Here is a 17,440-nt window from a genome sequence, read left to right on the forward strand (position 1 = left end):
CGCGGCGCCGGCCCGCTCAGCGCGCGGCGCGGTGGTGCCGCTCGGCGTGGGCGGCCGCGTCCTCGATCAGCCGGGCCAGCCGGACCGGATCGGCCAGCGTCGTGACGTGCCCGGCGCGCGGCAGCCGGATCAGCCGACCGTCGCGGCAGGCGGCCAGGTACGCCCGCTCGTCGGCGCGGAACGGGTCGCGGTCGCCGTTGACCAGCCAGACCGGGCCGGGATAGCCGGCCAGGACAGCGAGCTGGTCGTGACCGGCGACCGCCGCGACCACCGCGGGCATCACCTCGCTGGACAGGCCGCCGGCGACGACCGCGTCCGCCGCCGGGCGCGGCAGGGCGCGGCGGAAGGCGTACGCGCTGAACCGGTTGGCCTGCTCGGGGAAGCGCGCGGCGAGCGCGGCCGCCCCGCGGTAGAGCCCGACGAGTCGCGCCGGCCGCGCGGTGCAACCGATGGCGACCAGCCCGGCCACCCGCTCCGGGAAGCGGCCGGCGGCGGCGATGCCGACGAAGCCGCCGAGCGACAGGCCGGCGAGCAGCGCCCGCCCGCCGAGGCGGTCGACGGCGTCGGCGACCGCCCCGGTCGCGGCGGCCATGGTGAAGGTCTCGCCGCGGCGGGCGCCGTGGCCGGGCAGGTCGAGCGCGAGCGCGGGCCGGTCGAGTTCGCCGACCACCGGCTCCCACATGGTGCGGCTGACGCGGATGCCATGGACGAGGACGACGGGCAGGGTCATCGGGCTCCCCCCTTCCAACGCAACGCAACGGTGCGTTGCGGTCCAGTAGACCACAACGCAACGGTGCGTTGCTATTCTGGTCGCCGTGGCCCCACGAAGACAGCAGGCGATCTTCGACAGCACGCTGACCCTCCTGGCCGAGAAGGGGTACGACGGCCTCACCATCGAGGCGGTGGCCGAGCGGGCCGGGGTGAACAAGACGACCATCTACCGGTGGTGGCCGTCCAAGGCCGCGCTGCTGGCCGACGCGCTCGTCGAGGCGCCGCTGCTCGACCTCCACACGCCGGACACCGGCACCCTGCGCGGCGACCTGACGGCGGCGGTGGGCGCCATCGTCGGGCTGCTCACCACGCCGCCCGCCGCGGACGTGGCCGTCGCGGCGCTCGCCGCCGCCGCCCACCGGGCCGAGCTGGCCTCGGCCACCCAGCGGTTCTTCGCCGACCGGCTGGCCCGCGAGCGCCCCATCTTCGAGCGGGCCGTCCGCCGGGGCGAACTGGACCCCGACGCCGACCCCATGACGATCATGGACGCGCTCGCCGGAGCCGTCTGGTGCCGCGCGGTGTTCCGGGGGCGCCCCGTCGACGACGCCTTCGTCGAGCGCACCGTGGCGATGGTCCTGCACGGCGTGGCCGGGTGACGGGCGGGACGCCGGGACCGGTGGCGTACTTCCGCCGAACGGAGCAGCACAAAGGGCGGCAAGCGGGGTAAGCAGCGCCGCGCGGGGATCCCGCGACGCAGGATCGGTTGCCGGCAGGAGCTGCTTGACGTGCGTACGTCCGAGGGGGCCGCGGTGGCCGCGCGGCGCGGGAGGACCCTCCCGCTGCTCACGCTGGCCGCCGTCCCGCCGGCGCTGGAGGCCGCCGTGCTGGCCGCGCTCAGCTTCTACTCCGCGCGGGGGCTGGCGCCGCAGGCCACCGCCGTCTGGCCGTACGACTCCTACCACGACCTGCGGTGGCTGCTGGTCTACCACAACTCCTGGTCGTCGTTCCTGCTCGGCCTGCTGGCGGTGACCGCGGTGCGCGGCCTGCTGTCGGCGTGGATGACCGGCCTCGCGTGGCCGGCGAACGCGCCGCGACCGTCGTACCGGTGGCTGATCCTGCGCAACATCGAGGTGGCCGCGCTCGCCACGGTGATCATCTCGCCGTGGGCCGCCCTCGCCGTGGCGTACTCGGCGGTCGCGCTGTCGTGGTACCTGCTGGCGTCGTTGCTGCCCATGCTGGTGCTGGCGCCGTTCCTGGTGCGCGGCGGCGTGGTCAGCCGGTGGTGGCGCGGGCTGCCCTCGGCGGCCCTGTTCGGCTGGTCGCTGCTCAACTTCCTGGTCCTCACCGTCGCCGGGGCGCTGATGTCGGCCGTGCCGCTGTGGTGGGGCGTGCCGGTCGCCGCCGCGGCCGGCGTGGCCAACGGGCTGCTCTGGCGGGGCACGGTCGCGGCCGCGGCACTCCAGGCCCCGGTGCGCCTGGGCCGGGTGCCCGTGGCGCCGTTGGCGATAGTCGTCACCATGGCCGGGTCGGTGGTCGCCGAGGCCGGCGTCGGCGTCGCGGCCGGCGGGCAGGGCGACTGGCGCGCTCCGGTGCTCTCCGAGCGACTGGAGGACCGCATCCCGTACGCCGTCATCGCCATCGCCGGGCACGACTCCAGCTACGACGGCCGACCGGCGGTGGACCCCCGGGTGGAACGGTTCTCCTACCGGGGCCTGGACGAGCGGGAGCGCCCGCTGCCGTACCGGCCGCAGGACACGCACCGGTCGGTGGGCTCCAGCGCCGCGCTGCTCTCCCAGCACATCGACTCCCTGCAGCGGCGGACCGGCCGGCCGGTGGCGCTGCTCGGCGAGAGCGAGGGCGCCATGGTGGCCCGGATGTACCTGGAGCGGTGGCCCGAGTCACCGGTGGACGCCGTCGTCATGTTCAGCCCGCTGACCCGCCCCGGCCGGGTGTACTACCCGCCGGCCGGGTACGACGGCTGGGGCGTGGTGGCGGGATGGGAGCTGCGGCTGGTGGCGAAGCTGTCCAACCTCACCAAGCGGATCGACAGCAATCCGGACGAGCCGTTCGTCCGGTCGGTGCTCGCGGACGCGCCCTTCTTCCGCAACCGCACGCTGTGCCCGGTCGCCGGGGTGCGCATGATCGCGTTCCTGCCGACCGTCGCCGCCGTCGAGGCGCCGCCGGGCGAGTACTCCCGGATCCCCACCGTCGAGGTGCCGGGGCCGCACGCCTTCCCGCTCGACCAGGAGCTGGTGCGGGAGACGGTGCTGGACTTCCTGGCCAACGAGCCGGTCGACCGGCCCCGCCGGGAGTACCGGCTCTTCCAGCACCTGGGGGCCGCCTGGCAGGCGCCGCCCCTGGCCATCGGGCTCAACCCCATCTGGTCGGCGAACCGGGAGGGCGACCCGGCGTTCAGCGGGCGCATCTGCGAAGGCCGGTGACCGCCGGCCCGGCGGTCGGTCGGCGCCCGGTGGCCGCAGGGGTCAGCCGGCGCCCGGTGATCGCGGGCGGTCAGCCGGCGCCCGGTGATCGCGGGCGGTCAGCCGGCGCCCGGGGTGAGCAGGCTGTCGAGGGCGACCGCGGGGTCGGCCAGCCGGTAGGGGTCGACCGGCCGCCGGGAGCGGATCAGTTCCTTGATCGGGTCGGTCACGTCCCACACGTTCACGTTCATGCCCGCCAGCACCCGCCCCCGGGCGGTCCAGAAGGCGACGAACTCGCCGCCGAGGTCGCCACGGACGACCACCCGGTCGTACGAGCCGGGCGGGGCGTGGCCGGTGTACTCCATGCCCAGCTCGTACTGGTCGGTGTAGAAGTAGGGCAGCCGGTCGTAGCTGACCGGCCGGCCGAGCATGCCGCGGGCGGCGGCCGGCCCCGAGTGCAGGGCGTTGGCCCAGTGCTCGACCCGGACCCGGGTGCCCAGCAGCGGGTGGTGGGCGTTGGCCAAATCGCCGGCGGCCCAGATATGCGGGTCGCCGGTGCGCAGGGTGTCGTCGACGAGGACGCCGTCGTCGACCGCGAGGCCGGCCTGCTCGGCGAGGTCGGTGGCGGGCCGTACCCCGACGGCGACGACCACCAGGTCGGCGGGGAGGGCGGTGCCGTCGGCCAGCCGGACGGCGCTGACCCGACCCGTCCCCTCGAACTGCCGCACCTGGGCCCGGAAGCGGAAGGTGACCCCGTGGTCGCGGTGCAGGTCGGCGAAGACGGTGGCGAGCCGGTCGCCGAGCACCCGGTGCAGGGGCAGCTCGCCGACCTCGACCACGGTGACGGCGGCGCCGCGGGCCCGGGCGGCGGCGGCCACCTCCAGGCCGATCCACCCGGCGCCGACGATCACGACCTGTGCGCCGTCGACCAGCGCGGCGCCGAGCCGGTCGCTGTCGGCGAGGGTACGCAGCCGCAGCACCCCGTCGAGGTCCGCGCCGGGGACCGCCAGGGTGCGCGCCCGCGCCCCGGTGGCCAGCAGCAGGCTGGCGTAGCGCAGGCGCTGCCCGTCGGCGGTCTCGACCGTGCGCGACTCCCGGTCCAGCCCGGTCACCCGGGTGCCGGTACGCAGGTCGACGTGGTGTTCGGGGTACCAGCCGGCGTCGTGCACGTGGACGCTGTCCCGCTCGGCGGTGCCCAGCAGCAGGCCCTTGGAGAGCGCCGGCCGTTCATATGGGCGCTCGGCCTCCTCGCCGAGCAGGACGACGTCGCCGTCGTACCCCTCCTCGCGCAGGGTCTGGGCGGCCCGGGCCCCGGCCAGGCCGGCGCCGACGATCACGATCGGAGCTTGCTCGGTCACGGTTCCTCCTCGTGCGGGTCAGGCGCGGGCGCCGACGCCGGTCAGGGCAAAGAACTCGGCGCGCGAGCGCGGGTCGTCGCGCAGCGTGCCGAGCAGGGTCGAGGTGATGGTGGTGGCGCCGACCGCCCGCACCCCGCGCAGGGTCATGCAGAGGTGCTCGGCCTCGACCACCACACCGACCCCCTTCGGTCGCAGGTGGGCGGTGAGCCAGTCGGCGATCTGCCTGGTCAGCCGTTCCTGCACCTGCGGGCCGTGCGCGAAGAGCTCCACCACCCGGGCCAGCTTGGACAGCCCGAGGATCCGCCGGCCGGGCAGGTAGCCGACGTGGGCGACGCCGAGGAACGGCAGGAAGTGGTGTTCGCACACCGAGCGGATCGGGATGGCGCGGGCGACCACGAGTTCGTCGTAGCCCTCGTCGTTGTCGAAGGTGGTGAGCCGGAACTCGCGGGGGGTGAGCAGTTCGGCGTAGGCGCGGGCCATCCGGCCCGGCGTGTCGGCCAGCCCGTCGGCGTCGACGTCGACACCGAGGGCCGCGAGGAAGGCGGCCGCGGCCCGTTCGGCGGCGGCCAGGTCCCGGCCGGCCCGTGGTCGCAGCACCCGCAGCGGGCCCGGTTCGGCCTCGTCCGCCGGGACCGGCCGACCGTCGGTCGTGGACGCGGTGTCCATCAGGTCCATGTCGGCCACCCATCGTTTTCGCCAACCAATGTTGTCGTTAATCATGCTGGACCCCGCGCGGCGGAATTTCAATAGTGGACGCTGGTGATAATCTCGGTGGGTGCCGGACCGGTGGACCGCCGTGGCCGCGCTCGCCGATCCGTCCCGGCGGGCGCTCTACGACCACGTCCGCCACCAGGACCACCCGGTCACCCGGGAGGAGGCCGCGGACGCCACCGGGATCACCCGCGGGCTGGCCGCCTTCCACCTCGACAAGCTGGTCGACGCCGGCCTGCTGCGGGCCCGCTACCAGGCGCCGCCCGGCCAGCCCCGGGGTCGGGGCCGCAGTCCCAAGGTCTACGAGCCGGCCGGCGACGGACTCGCCGTCACCATCCCGGAGCGCCGCTACGAGCTGATCGCCGAGATCCTCGCCGACGCGGTCGCCGAGGACCCGACCCGGGCCGACGCCGCCGCGCGCCGCCTCGCCGGACAGCGCGGCCGCGAGCTCGGCGCCGGCCTGGCCGCGGACGGGTGCGGGGTGCTGTCCGCGCTGGACGGGCTCGGCTTCGAGCCGCGCCCCGAGGGCGCCGGCCCGGCCGCGGGTGACCCCGCGCCGGCCGCACCGCGCCGGGTGCTGTTGCACAACTGCCCGTTCCACGCCCTGGCCACCCGGCACACCGCGCTGGTCTGCGGGCTCAACCACGCCTTCCTCACCGGGCTGCTCGACGGGCTGGGCGCGGCGGACGTCGCGGCCCGCCTGGCGCCCCGCCCCGGCGCCTGCTGCGTGGCGCTGGACCTGCCGTCCTGAGCCCCGGTCACGACGGCGGCAGCGGCAGCACGCTCTCCACGTGGTCCAGTTCGCGTTCCAGGACGCGCATGTCGGCGTCGGCCAGGCGGCCCGCGTCCCGCCAGGCGAGCAGCTCCTCCCGCTCGGCGGCGATCATCTCCCGCCGGACCCGCAGCGCGGCCCGGTACCGCTCGTCGGTCGGCAACATCTGGTCCTCGACCGCGGAGAGCAGCTCGACCCGGGCGGTGTAGCGCTGGTGGCGGACCTCGGCCGCCCGGCGCAGCGGGCCGGCGATCTCCCGTACGGCGGGATCGGCCGCGGCGAGCGACTCCAGCCGTTGCAGGGCGGCCTGCACGGCGGCGGCGCGCGCCTGGTTGCGGGTCAGCGCCCGGCTGACGTCGGTGCCGGGCAGCCGCAGCCGGCGCAGCAGCGGGGCGAAGGTCAACCCCTGGCCGATCAGGGTCACCAGCACCACCAGGTAGGCGCAGAACAGCAGCAGGTCCCGGGCGGGCGTGCTGGCGGGCAGGGTGAACGCCGCGGCGAGGGTGATCACCCCGCGGGTGCCGGCCCAGCTCAGCGCGAGCAGTTCCCGCCCGGACAGCGGCGGGTTGTCCGGGCGGGGGTCGCCGCCCAGCCGGGCGTGCATCCGGCTGGGCAGGTGCGCCGCCAGCAGCAGCCACAGCGGGCGCACCAGCAGCACCGTGCCGACGGTGACGGCGGCGGCGGTGACGACCGTGCTCACGTCGTAGTCGCGCAGGCCGCGGACGACCGCCGGCAGTTGCTGGCCGATGAGCACGAACACGTAGCCCTCGAGGAGGAACTCCACCAGGTGCCACACCGCGCGGGTCTGCAGGCGCGCCCGGCTGGACTGCAACGACGCGCTGCGGTGACCGAGCCACAGGCCGGCCACCACGACCGCGAGCACCCCGGAGACGTGCAGCTTCTCGGCCGCCAGGTAGGTGGCGAACGGGGTGCCGAGCGACAGCGCGTTGTCGATCAGCGGGTCGTTGACCTTCTTCCGGACCTGGGCGATGGCCGCGGCGATGACCAGGCCGACGACCAGCCCGCCGGCGGCCACGAAGAGGAACTCCCCCACCGCGTGGCCGAACGAGAACGCGCCGCCGACCGCGGCCGCGACGGCGACCTGGAGGATGGTCAGGGCGGTGGCGTCGTTGAGCAGCCCCTCCCCCTCGACCAGGGTGATCAGTCGAGGCGGCAGGCCGGCGCGCCGGCCGATGGACAGCGCCGCCACCGGGTCCGGCGGCGACACCGCCGCACCCACCGCGATGCCGACGCTCAACGGCACGGCGGCCACGGCCGCGCTCAGCCCGAACCCGACGGCGAGCGCGGTGACCAGCACCAGCGCCACCGACAGGCCGACCACCGTACGGGCGTTGGCGCGCAGCGCGGTCAGGCTCGACTGCAACGCGGCGGCGTAGAGCAGCGGCGGGATGACCAGGTAGAGCACGAACTCGGGATCGAGGGTCAGGTTCGGGCCGGGCAGGTAGCCGTAGCCGATGCCGGCGAGGACCAGCAGCACCGACGCCGGCAGGCCGCTGCGGTGGGCCACCGCGTTGGCGACCATCACCACCACCAGGCCGCCCAGCACCAGCGCCAGTACGGTCACCATCCGAGCCGATCCCTCCTGTCCGGTCGGCGAGCTGCGGCGTTCGCACCGGCGGCCGGGTCACCGGCCCACGCTCGCACGGGCGCGGGTCCCGGCCGGCGGACGACACGCCCGGTGCCCGACACCTGGTTGTAAGCGGCGGGCCCGTGGCGGATGCTGTGATGGCATCTACGTTCGCCGATATAGGAGGGTCGGATGCGCCGCCTGCCGATCGTCGTCCTCGTCCTGGCCACCCTGCTGCTCGGCGGGTCGCCCGCCGCCCACGCCGCCGCCCCCGACGCCGCGGCGGCGCTGGCCGGGATCCGTACCCCCGGCACCGCCTGGGGTGTCGACCCGGCCACCGGTCGGCCGACAGTCACCGTCGACGACAGCGTCACCGGCGCGGACCTCGCCGCCGTGCGCGCGACCGCCGCCCGGGCCGGCGCCGTGTTCCGGCACGAACCGGGGCGGCTGCGCATCCTCATCGCCGGCGGTCAGGCCGTCCACGGCAGCGGCGGCGGGCGCTGCTCGCTCGGCGCGAACGTGCGCAGCGGCAGCACCTACTACTTCGTCACCGCCGGGCACTGCACCGCGACGGCCGCCACCTGGTACGCCGACGCCGCGCACAGCACGGCGATCGGCTCCCGGGTCGGCAGCAGCTTCCCGACCAACGACTACGGCCTGGTCCGCTACACCGGCCGGATCGCCCATCCCAGCGCGGTCTACACCCACCCCGGCCTGCTCACCGTCTACGGCGCCGGCACCGCGTACGTCGGGCAGGCGGTGTGCCGCAGCGGCGCCACCACCGGCGTCCGGTGCGGTCAGGTCACCGCCCTCAACCAGACGGTGAACTACGCCCAGGGCAGCGTGTCCGGCCTGATCCGCACCAACATCTGCGCCGAGCCCGGTGACAGCGGCGGCCCGCTCTACGTGGCGGCCACCGGCACGATCATCGGCATCCTCTCCGGCGGCAGCGGCAACTGCACCACCGGCGGCACCACCTACTACCAGCCGATCACCGAGGTGCTCGCCGCGTACGGCCTGACCATCCCCTGACCCGGACCGGCGCTGCCCGGTCGCGACATCACCCGCTTCCCCCGGCGCACCAGCGGTAGTACGGTGACCAGTGGTGCGCCGGGAAGCCTGGTCGGCAGTCGTGACACGTCGTCGACCGGAGGCGCCGCATGGCCACCCCTGCCGTCCGCACCGAACACCTGACCAAGCGCTACGGGTCGCTGCTCGCCCTCGACGGGCTGGATCTCACCGTGCCGACCGGCGAGGTGTTCGGGTTCCTCGGCCCCAACGGCGCCGGGAAGTCCACCACCATCCGGCTGCTGCTCGGCCTGGCCCGGCCCACCGCCGGCCGTGCCTGGATCTTCGACACCGACGCCGGTGACGTCGCGGCCCACCACCGACTGGCCTACGTGCCCGCCGACGTCGCGCTGTGGCCGCAGCTCACCGGCGCGGAAACCCTCGAAATGCTCGCCGCCACCGGACCCGGCGTCGACCGCGCCTACCGCGACGAACTGGTCGACCGGTTCGCCCTCGACCCGTCCAAGCCGGGGCGGACGTACTCGACCGGCAACCGGCAGAAGGTCGCGCTGATCGCCGCGTTCGCCACCCGCGCGCCGCTGCTGGTCCTCGACGAACCGACCAGCGGCCTCGACCCCCTGATGGAGCGGGAGTTCCGCCGGGCCGTCCGGCACGCCCGCGACCGGGGCCAGGCCGTCTTCCTCTGCTCCCACCAGCTCGCCGAGGTCGAGGCGGTCTGCGACCGGGTCGCGATCCTGCGCGCCGGCCGGTTGGTGGACGTTGCCGGCGTGCCCGAGCTGCGCCGGCTGCACCGCACCGAGGTGACCGCCCGCTTCACCGGCCCCGCGCCCGACCTGCGCGGCCTCGCCGGAGTCGACGTCCTCGCGGAGGACCCGGAGCTGCTGCGGCTCACCCTGACCGGGCCACCCGCGCCGGCCCTGCGCGCCCTCGCGGCCGCCGAGATCACCGCCCTCACCGTGCGCGAGCCGAGCCTGGAGGAGATCTTCCTCGACTACTACGGCGAGGCGGACCGGTGACCGCCACCACGTACCCCGCCACCACCACCCGCCCCGGCCGTGGGCCCGGCGCGGCCGGCCGCGCCGCCACCCGACTCGCGGTACGCCAGGTCCGCCGCTCGGCTCTCGTCGTGGTGGCGCTGACGGTCGGCATGTCGACGCTGGTCGCCGCCACCTACGCCAGCACGGTCGGCGACGGGCTGGACGCGGGTTCGCTGGCCGCGCTGGCCCGCAACCCCGCGGTCCGCACCCTGTTCGGCGAGCCGGCCGCCCTCGACACCGCCGGCGGCTTCACCGCCTGGCGCACCGGCACCGTGCTGGCCGTCCTGCTGTCGGTCTGGGGCCTGCTTGCCACCACCCGGATCACCCGCGGCGAGGAGGAGACCGGCCGCTGGGACCTGCTGCTCGCCGGCCGGCTGACCCCGGCGGGGGTGCTCGGCCGGCATCTCGCGGTGCTGGTCGCCACGTTGGCCGGGACCGGGATCGCGCTCGCCGCGGCGCTCACCGCCGCCGGCACGCCGGTTCCCGGAGCCGCACTGCACGCCACCGGCCTGGCCCTGGTCGGCGCCTACGCCGTCGCGACCGCCGCCCTGGCCGCCCAGGTTTTCCCCACCCGGGCCGGTGCCACGGCGGGCACCCTGGCCCTGCTGGGCGTCGCCCTGCTGGCCCGGATGGTGGGCGACGGCGTCGCCCCGCTCGGCTGGCTGCGCTGGCTGCCCCCGTACGGCCCGCTCGCGCTGACCCGCCCGTACCAGGACGACCGGTGGGCGCCGCTGGCCGTGGTCGCCGTCACCACCGTGGCCCTGGCCGGCGCCGCGCTCGCCCTGGCCGGCCGGCGGGACGTCCGGGACGGGCTGCTGCGCACCACCACGGGTCGGCCGCCCCGGCTGCGCCTGCTCGGCTCGGTCGAAGCCTTCGCCGTCCGGCGGGTGCTGCGGCCGCTCGCCGGCTGGTCCGCCGGGATCGGCGCGTACTTCCTGCTGATCGGGCTGCTCGCCGACTCGATGACCACCTTCCTCACCGAGAACCCCCGCTTCGCCGATTTGGCCGCGCAGGCAGGCTTCGCCGGTCTCGGCACCGTCCGGGGCTACGCGGCCACCCTGTTCGCCCTGCTCGCCATCCCGGTCGGCGCGTTCGCCGCGGTCCGGCTCGCCGCGTTCGCCGCCGCCGAGACGGGCGGACGGCTGACCCTGCTCCAGGCCGGCCCGAACAGCCGGACCCGGCTGCTCGCCGCCGAGGCGATGACCACTGCCGCCGGGGTCGCCGTCCTGGTCACCGTCGCGGCGGTGGCGACCTGGCTGGGTGCGGTCACCGTCGATGCGGACCTGTCGCTACGCGCGGCGCTCGCCGGCACCTGGAACGTCGTCCCGCTGGCGCTGCTCAGCCTCGGCGCCGCGGTACTCGCCCTCGGCGGGGGCACCCGGGCGGTGGCCGCCCTGGGCATGCTGCCGACGGCCGGCGGGTTCCTGCTCGAAGTGCTCGCGGACAGTCTGGCGGCGCCGAGCTGGGTGAGCCGGCTGTCACCGTACGCCCATCTGTCAGCCGTGCCGGAGGCGGCGCCGGACCAGCCGGCGGCGGCCGTCATGCTCGCCCTGACCGGCGCTGCCCTGGCGATCGGCGCCTGGGGCTACCGCCGCCGCGACCTGCGTCCGTGAGCGGCGACCCCACCGGGTGGCGTCGGTCCGGACGCACGGATCCGGCTGCGCTACGACCCGGACGATCCGGCCGGCCGGGTGGCCGACGCCCACGACGACGCGGCCGTCGTCATGCGATGGATGCTCGTGGTCGGTGGCGGGGCGCTGCTGACCACGACCGGGTGGGCGATGTGGCGACTCCCGGACCGCCCGGGTCGGTGACGCTCCCGCGGGACCGGACGCCCGGCACTCGGCTCAGCGGATGTCCGGCCGGTCCGGGTCCGGGTCGTAGACGTCCGGCACCCCGTCGTGGTCGCGGTCGACCGCCTCCGCCTCGCACACCTGCCGGTGCACCCGGCTGCGGGCGCGCAGCACCACCGAGGCGAGCAGGGCGGAGAGCAGGGAGCCGGCGAGCACGGCGACCTTGACGTGGTCGTCGCGTTCGCTGCCCGGCCCGAAGGCCAACTCGCCGACCAGCAGCGAGACGGTGAAGCCGATGCCGCCGAGCAGCGAGAGACCGAGCGCGTCGAGCCAGTTGAGCCCTTCCTCCGGGTCGGCCCGGGTGAACCGGGAGATCAGCCAGGTCGCGCCCAGGATGCCGATCGGCTTGCCGACGACCAGCCCGACCACGATGCCGAGCGCGACCCGGTCGGTCAGCGCGGTGGTCAGGCCGGTCAGGCCGCCCACCGCGACCCCGGCGGAGAAGAACGCGAAGACGGGCACCGCCACGCCGGCCGAGATCGGCCGGAACCGGTGCTCGAAGTGCTCGGCCAGGCCGGGACCGGCGTCCGGCCCGCCGGCGGCCTCGCTGCGGCGCACCGGAACGGTGAAGGCCAGCAGCACCCCGGCCACGGTGGCGTGTACCCCGGACTCGTGCATCAGCACCCAGGTCGCCACGGCCAGCGGCAGCAGCAGCCACCAGGACCGGACCCGCCGCTGGACCAGCAGGCCGAAGGTCACCAGCGGGACCAGGGTGCCCAGCAACGGCAGGATCGACAGGTCGGTGGTGTAGAAGACGGCGATGATCACGATGGCGATCAGGTCGTCGACGACCGCCAGGGTGAGCAGGAAGGTCCGCAGCGCCGGTGGCAGGAAGCGGCCGACCACGGCCAGCACCGCCAGGGCGAAGGCGATGTCGGTGGCCGTCGGGATCGCCCACCCCCGGCCCGCGCCGGCACCGGCGATCAGGACGTAGAGCAGGGCTGGCACCAGCACCCCGCCGAAGGCCGCGGCCACCGGCACCGCCGCCCGCCGCGGGTCCCGCAGGTCGCCGGCGACGAACTCGCGCTTGAGTTCCAGCCCGGCGACGAAGAAGAAGATCGCCAGCAGGCCGTCCGCGGCCCAGGTGCCCAGGCTGAGGTCGAGGTGCAGCGCGGCCGGGCCGAGCCGGAGGTCCCGCAGTGCCTGGTACTGCTCGGTCCAGGGCGAGTTCGACCAGATCAGGGCCAGCAGCGCCCCGACGAGCAGGAGGGCCCCGCCCACGGTCTCCCGCCGCAGGATCTCGGAGATGCGGCTGGTCTCGGCCCAGGAACGGCGGGCGAACAGGCTGGTACGGCGCCGAGTGGCGTCGGTCACGGAAGCTCCTCGTCGGCAGGGGTCGCGTCATCCATCGCCGACCAGACTTCCCGGCACACCAGAGCCACAACGTTATCCGCTGCCGGCGGGAACGCGTACGGCGGACGCCCCGGCGGGCCTCTAGTACCCGGCGGCGGCCCGCCGAACCATCCGCCGTGCCTCGTCGCCCGGTACGCCGGTGGCGCGCAGCAGGTCGTTGGCGGCGGTGCGCAGTTGGGAGACCACGATGGTGCCGGAGAAGCCCATCTCCTGCCGGCAGGCCGCGCCGGCCTCCCGTACCGCCTGCACCACCCGCTCGCGCGCCCGCACCGGTTCCTCGGCAGCCAGAAAAGCGCGGTGCAGCATCCGCACGGCCTCGCCGAAGCGCTCCACGGCGGCGGGCAGGTCGGCGGGCACCGGTTCCTCGTCGCGCAGGGTGGTGCCGATCCGGCGCACCATGGCCCGGCTGTTGCGGAAGGCCCGGTCCATGTGCTCGACACCCCGCCCGTAGGCGGCCAGCGTCCGGCGGCGGCGCCAGCGCACCGGAGAGAACCGGACGACCTCCTCGGCGGCGGTCACCGCCTCGCTGAGCTGCCGCAGTTGCGGCTCGGTGGCACGCATCCGGTCCAGCACGCCCTGCGCGGCGTGCTGGTCGGCCCGCGCCAGGGCCTGCGCCGAGGCAGTCATCTGCCGGGCGAAGGTGTCCAGCGCCGGATCCGCCACCCGGCGTACGGTGCGCAGCGGGTTCAACGGGGCCAGCACCAGCACCACCAGCAGGCCGACCGCTCCCCCGACCAGCGCGTTGAGGGTCCGGGGCAGTTCCAGGTCGGGCGACATGGGCGTGAGCGTGGCGACCAGCACCGCGGTACCGCCGGCCTGGGTCATCAGCGCGCCGGTGCCCCGGACCACCGCCGCCGCCGTGATGGCAAGGAACACGATGACGCCGGTCTGCCACGGCCCGGTGCCGAGCAGCCCGATCAACCCGTCACCCACCGCGATGCCGAGGACCACGCCGACGATCAGCTCCACGGTGCGCCGCGCCCGGTTGCCCAGGGCGGCCACGATCACACCGACCGCCGCCGCCGGCGCGAACGTCGGATCCGGGTTCTGCAGCACCTCCCGGGCTACTACCCAGGCCAGCGCCGCGGCGAGACCGGCCTGCACGGCCAGGATGAGGTACGTCCGCAACCGGCGGTAGCTCGCCTCCGCGGCGTCACCGAGCCGAGCGCGTAGTGCGGTTCCCGCCTCTCCGACCACCGTCGAGCGCATCACCGGGCATACCCGGGCTCTGCCGGCGGGAACCTCCCTGCGGTCAGCCGGGATGGGCCATGGTGCCGGTGAGGGCCACCACGCCCGGCAGCCGGGTGTCCTGCCGAAGGAACTGCACCACCACCGGCACCGGCGAGCGCAGCACGCACCCGTACGGCCGGTCCAGCCGTACCGCCTCGGGGTCGATCAGGTCGTTGACCCGGACGTGCCGGATGCGCCGGGCACCGACCAGGATCCGGTACGGGCCGACCGGGTCCGCGTCCTCGTAGTAGAAGTCCAGGCCGACCTCGGCGTCCCGACCGGTGGCGTTGAGCACGCAGAGCTGGTCGAAGCCGGTGAACTCCGGTTCCGGCCCGTGGCTCGGAAACGGCACGTGCCCGCCGGGCACCACCCAGATCCGCGCGCCGATCTCCGGCATCACCCCTCCTCCAGCAACCGGGCCTGGTCGGGGCCGAGGAACACCCCGTCCGGGTCGAGTCGCCGCCGCAACGCCTGGAAGTCGTCCCAGCGCGGGTACAGGGGGCGCAGCTCGCGGGCGGTCAGCCAGTGCTTCTTGCCCCAGTGCGGCCGGCCGCCGTACTGCCGGAAGACCGCCTCCACGTCCCGGAAGTACTCCTCGTGGGGCAGCGAGGTGTTCTGCAGGCAGGCGATGGTGGTGGTGGGCCGGCCGTACGCGTTGCTGAGCCAGATGTCGTCGGCGGCGATGCTGCGTACCAGCACCCGCCACCCGACGGTCCGGCGGTGCCGCTCCCGGATCCGCCGCCGGACCTCCGCGAAGCAGGCCGGGAACGCCTCCGCCGGCAGCATGTACTCGATCTCCTCGAACCGCAGCTCCCGGTGCCGGGGGATGGTGCGGTGCGTCGGTCCGACCTGGACCTCCCGGGGTCGCGCCCACGGGTCCGACCCGGACACTCGGGGCAGGGCCCAGACCCGCTCCTCGGGTGTCTCGTCGGCCCGGTTCATCACCCGGATCTGGGTCTGGTCGCTGCGCGGGTACCAGTAGAAGTCCATGTTGCGGTTGGTGTGCTGCAACTCCGCGAGGTGGTCGAGGGTCCACTCGATGGGCGCGCACCAGGACCGCCGGTGCAGGTCGTAGCGGGGCTGCACCTCGAGGGTGACCCGGGTGACCACGCCCAGGACGCCGAGGGACAACCGCACCGCCGGCAGGAGTTCCGGGTTGCTGTCCGCGCCGACGTCCAGGAGCTCGCCCGTGCCGGTGACCAGCCGGACGCCGGCCACCTGGGTGGACAGGTTCCCGAAGCCGAGGCCGGTGCCGTGGGTGCCGGTTGCCGTCGCCCCGGCGATGGACTGGTAGTCCACGTCGCCGAGGTTGTCCATCGCCAGACCGGCGTCGTACAGGCCCTCCCCCAGCGTCTTCAGCTTGGTGCCCGCCCACACCGTGGCCAGACCGGCCCGGTCGGAGATCACTCCGGCCATCCGGTCCAGGCTGAGCAGGATGCCGTCGGTCCGGACCAGCGGACTCGACGAGTGCCCCGAGCCCACCGGGCGGACCGTGGTCCCGTCCTGCCGGGCCCGCCGCACGAGGGCGCGGACCTCGTCCTCGTCGTCCGGTTCGGCGTACCGGGCCGGCGTGAAGACCAGGCTGCCGGACCAGTTGACGAACTCGTGTCCCACGACCCTTCCTCCCCCGACCGGACGCGGTGGCGTACCCGCCGCCGCCGGGGGTAGTCACCGGCATGACCCACCCGCCCGCACCGCCCATGCCGGGAAGCCACCATGGCTGAGCTGGGCTGGGGCCTGCTGGCGCTGGTGGCCTGGCTGGCGACGGGACTGGTCACCGCGGCGGTCTTCGTCACCCGCGGCGGGCACCGCAACCTGCTCTGGTACCTCGTCGGCGGGCTGCTCGGCCCGCTGTTCGTCCCGATCGCCGTCGAGCGCGGCCGGGCCGCTCCGCAGCGGATCGACGTCCGCTCCCGGGCGCCGGCACCCACCCGGCCCGGCCTGCGGGTGCTGGTCGGCCTGGACGGCTCGCCCGACTCCGACCGGGCGCTGCGCGCCGTCGCCCACGCGCTGACCGGGACCACCAGCGAGCTGGTGCTGGTCACCGTCACCGACCCGGATCTGGTCGATCTGGAGGCGGACGCGGAGCGCCAGCGGGCCCGGCGGATGCTGGACGAGGTCGCCCGCACCCTGCCGGACGGGCTGGGCGACGCGAGCACGGAGATCGTCGCCGGCCATCCGGCGGACGCCATCCTGGCCGTCGCCGACGCCCGCGACGTGGACCTGCTGGTGATCGGACGGCGGGGGCACGGGCTCGACGAGAAACTGCTCGGCAACGTGGCGGAGGACCTGGCCCACCGCAGCAGCCGCGCGGTCCTGCTCGGCAGCCTGCCCGACCGGTGAGGAGCATCGTTTCCCCGCGTCCCGGACGGGTAGCCCGCACCCGGCGGAGCACCGACGGCGGGAGGAGCACATGCCGCTCTTCGGCTTCCACGCCTCGCACGAGCAGTTCGCGCCGAGCACGCTGCTGCGGCTGGTCGAGGCGGCGCGCACGGCCGGCTTCACCCGCGCCATGTGCTCGGACCACTTCGCCCCGTTCGGCGCGGAGCAGGGCCACTCCGGGTTCGCCTGGTCCTGGCTGGGGGCGGCGCTGGCCCGTACCGACCTGCCGCTGGGCGTGGTGAACGCGCCCGGCCAGCGCTACCACCCGGCCATCGTCGCGCAGGCCGCGGCCACCCTGGCGGAGATGTTCCCGGGACGGTTCTGGCTCGCGCTCGGCAGCGGTCAGGCGCTCAACGAGCACATCACCGGCGACCGGTGGCCGGCCAAGCCGGAACGCAACGCCCGGCTGCGGGAGTGCGTCCAGGTGATCCGCGCGCTGTTCGCCGGCGAGTGCGTCGACCACCGGGGGCTGGTCACCGTCGACCGGGCGGTGCTGTGGTCGCGGCCGGCGCAGCCGCCACCGGTGTACGCGGCGGCGGTCACCCCGGAGACCGCCCGCTGGGCCGGTTCCTGGGCGGACGGGCTGATCACCATCAACCAGGGAGTCGACGGGGTACGGCGGGTGGTCGACGCGTACCGGGACGGCGGGGGTGGCGGACCGGTGCTGCTGCAGGTGCACCTGTCCTGGGCCGCCGACGAGGAGACCGCCCTGCGGGTGGCCCACGAGCAGTGGCGTACCGCCGTCCTCGGCAGCGACCTCGGCTGGGACCTCGCCACTCCGGCCGATTTCGCCGCGGCCACCGCCTACGTCCGCCCGGAGGACATGCGGGAGCACGTGCTGGTCTCCAGCGACCCCGGTCGGCACGCGCACTGGTTGCGCGAGTACGCCGACCTGGGCGTGGACGAGATCTTTCTGCACCACGTCGGGCGGGACCAGGACCGGTTCCTGGAGGTCTTCGGCTCCCAGGTGCTGCCGGAGCTGCCATGAGCGGGCGT

Annotated in this window: 16 protein-coding genes; 8 read left to right on the forward strand and 8 right to left on the reverse strand. The window is 75.2% G+C overall.

All coding sequences use genetic code 11. The annotated features are described in order from the left end of the window. Positions 1-16 precede the first annotated feature (16 nt). Positions 17-730, reverse strand: coding sequence for an alpha/beta fold hydrolase (locus tag SM577_RS30520; protein ID WP_474580001.1), 714 nt, complete (start codon positions 728-730; stop codon positions 17-19). Between the two features lie 85 nt (positions 731-815). Between SM577_RS30520 and SM577_RS30525 the strand changes: the two genes are divergently transcribed. After that, positions 816-1,367 (forward strand): TetR/AcrR family transcriptional regulator, encoded by a 552-nt coding sequence (locus SM577_RS30525; protein ID WP_302922025.1) that lies wholly within the window; start codon positions 816-818, stop codon positions 1,365-1,367. 129 nt (positions 1,368-1,496) lie between these two features. After that, positions 1,497-3,152: an alpha/beta fold hydrolase domain-containing protein gene (locus SM577_RS30530; protein WP_302922026.1), complete on the forward strand. Its 1,656-nt coding sequence runs from the start codon at positions 1,497-1,499 to the stop codon at positions 3,150-3,152. Between the two features lie 98 nt (positions 3,153-3,250). Here SM577_RS30530 and SM577_RS30535 read toward each other — a convergent pair whose 3' ends face one another. Together SM577_RS30535 and folE are read right to left on the reverse strand one after the other, a co-directional pair. Continuing rightward, on the reverse strand, positions 3,251-4,489 hold the full coding sequence (locus SM577_RS30535; protein ID WP_474588595.1) for an NAD(P)/FAD-dependent oxidoreductase: 1,239 nt from the start codon (positions 4,487-4,489) through the stop codon (positions 3,251-3,253). Between the two features lie 18 nt (positions 4,490-4,507). Further along, positions 4,508-5,164: a GTP cyclohydrolase I FolE gene (gene folE / locus SM577_RS30540; protein WP_474588596.1), complete on the reverse strand. Its 657-nt coding sequence runs from the start codon at positions 5,162-5,164 to the stop codon at positions 4,508-4,510. Positions 5,165-5,264: 100 nt separating this feature from the next. On the opposite strand from folE, the gene SM577_RS30545 reads away from it, so the two are divergent. Next, on the forward strand, positions 5,265-5,951 hold the full coding sequence (locus SM577_RS30545) for a helix-turn-helix transcriptional regulator (RefSeq protein WP_474588597.1): 687 nt from the start codon (positions 5,265-5,267) through the stop codon (positions 5,949-5,951). A 7-nt stretch (positions 5,952-5,958) separates the two neighbouring features. Here SM577_RS30545 and SM577_RS30550 read toward each other — a convergent pair whose 3' ends face one another. Then, on the reverse strand, positions 5,959-7,560 hold the full coding sequence (locus SM577_RS30550; protein ID WP_302922030.1) for a Na+/H+ antiporter: 1,602 nt from the start codon (positions 7,558-7,560) through the stop codon (positions 5,959-5,961). A gap of 192 nt (positions 7,561-7,752) precedes the next feature. Here SM577_RS30550 and SM577_RS30555 point away from each other — a divergent pair, with 192 nt between their 5' ends. From SM577_RS30555 to SM577_RS30565, 3 genes are all read left to right on the forward strand, one after another. Continuing rightward, positions 7,753-8,592, forward strand: a complete 840-nt coding sequence (locus tag SM577_RS30555; protein ID WP_474588598.1) for a S1 family peptidase — start codon at positions 7,753-7,755, stop codon at positions 8,590-8,592. Between the two features lie 128 nt (positions 8,593-8,720). After that, positions 8,721-9,605 carry an ABC transporter ATP-binding protein gene (locus SM577_RS30560; RefSeq protein ID WP_474588599.1) on the forward strand — a complete coding sequence of 295 codons (885 nt, stop codon included), beginning with the start codon at positions 8,721-8,723 and terminating at the stop codon, positions 9,603-9,605. Next, positions 9,602-11,239, forward strand: coding sequence for a hypothetical protein (locus SM577_RS30565; protein ID WP_474588600.1), 1,638 nt, complete (start codon positions 9,602-9,604; stop codon positions 11,237-11,239). Before SM577_RS30560 ends, SM577_RS30565 begins: the two co-directional genes overlap by 4 nt. A gap of 234 nt (positions 11,240-11,473) precedes the next feature. Here SM577_RS30565 and nhaA read toward each other — a convergent pair whose 3' ends face one another. The 4 genes from nhaA to SM577_RS30585 form a co-directional block, all read right to left on the reverse strand. Then, positions 11,474-12,793: a Na+/H+ antiporter NhaA gene (nhaA, locus tag SM577_RS30570; RefSeq protein ID WP_474588601.1), complete on the reverse strand. Its 1,320-nt coding sequence runs from the start codon at positions 12,791-12,793 to the stop codon at positions 11,474-11,476. Between the two features lie 120 nt (positions 12,794-12,913). Then, positions 12,914-14,041, reverse strand: coding sequence for an FUSC family protein (locus tag SM577_RS30575; protein WP_474588617.1), 1,128 nt, complete (start codon positions 14,039-14,041; stop codon positions 12,914-12,916). 43 nt (positions 14,042-14,084) lie between these two features. Beyond that, on the reverse strand, positions 14,085-14,459 hold the full coding sequence (locus tag SM577_RS30580; RefSeq protein ID WP_474580010.1) for a sensory rhodopsin transducer: 375 nt from the start codon (positions 14,457-14,459) through the stop codon (positions 14,085-14,087). Next, positions 14,459-15,676 carry a D-arabinono-1,4-lactone oxidase gene (locus SM577_RS30585; protein ID WP_302922037.1) on the reverse strand — a complete coding sequence of 406 codons (1,218 nt, stop codon included), beginning with the start codon at positions 15,674-15,676 and terminating at the stop codon, positions 14,459-14,461. The genes SM577_RS30580 and SM577_RS30585 overlap by 1 nt, the downstream gene beginning before the upstream one ends. 102 nt (positions 15,677-15,778) lie before the next feature. Here SM577_RS30585 and SM577_RS30590 point away from each other — a divergent pair, with 102 nt between their 5' ends. Next, positions 15,779-16,405: a universal stress protein gene (locus SM577_RS30590; protein ID WP_302922038.1), complete on the forward strand. Its 627-nt coding sequence runs from the start codon at positions 15,779-15,781 to the stop codon at positions 16,403-16,405. Between the two features lie 70 nt (positions 16,406-16,475). Further along, positions 16,476-17,432: a TIGR03885 family FMN-dependent LLM class oxidoreductase gene (locus SM577_RS30595; RefSeq protein WP_474588602.1), complete on the forward strand. Its 957-nt coding sequence runs from the start codon at positions 16,476-16,478 to the stop codon at positions 17,430-17,432. The last annotated feature ends 8 nt before the right edge of the window (positions 17,433-17,440 follow it).

This window comes from Micromonospora desertarenae, assembly GCF_056150265.1.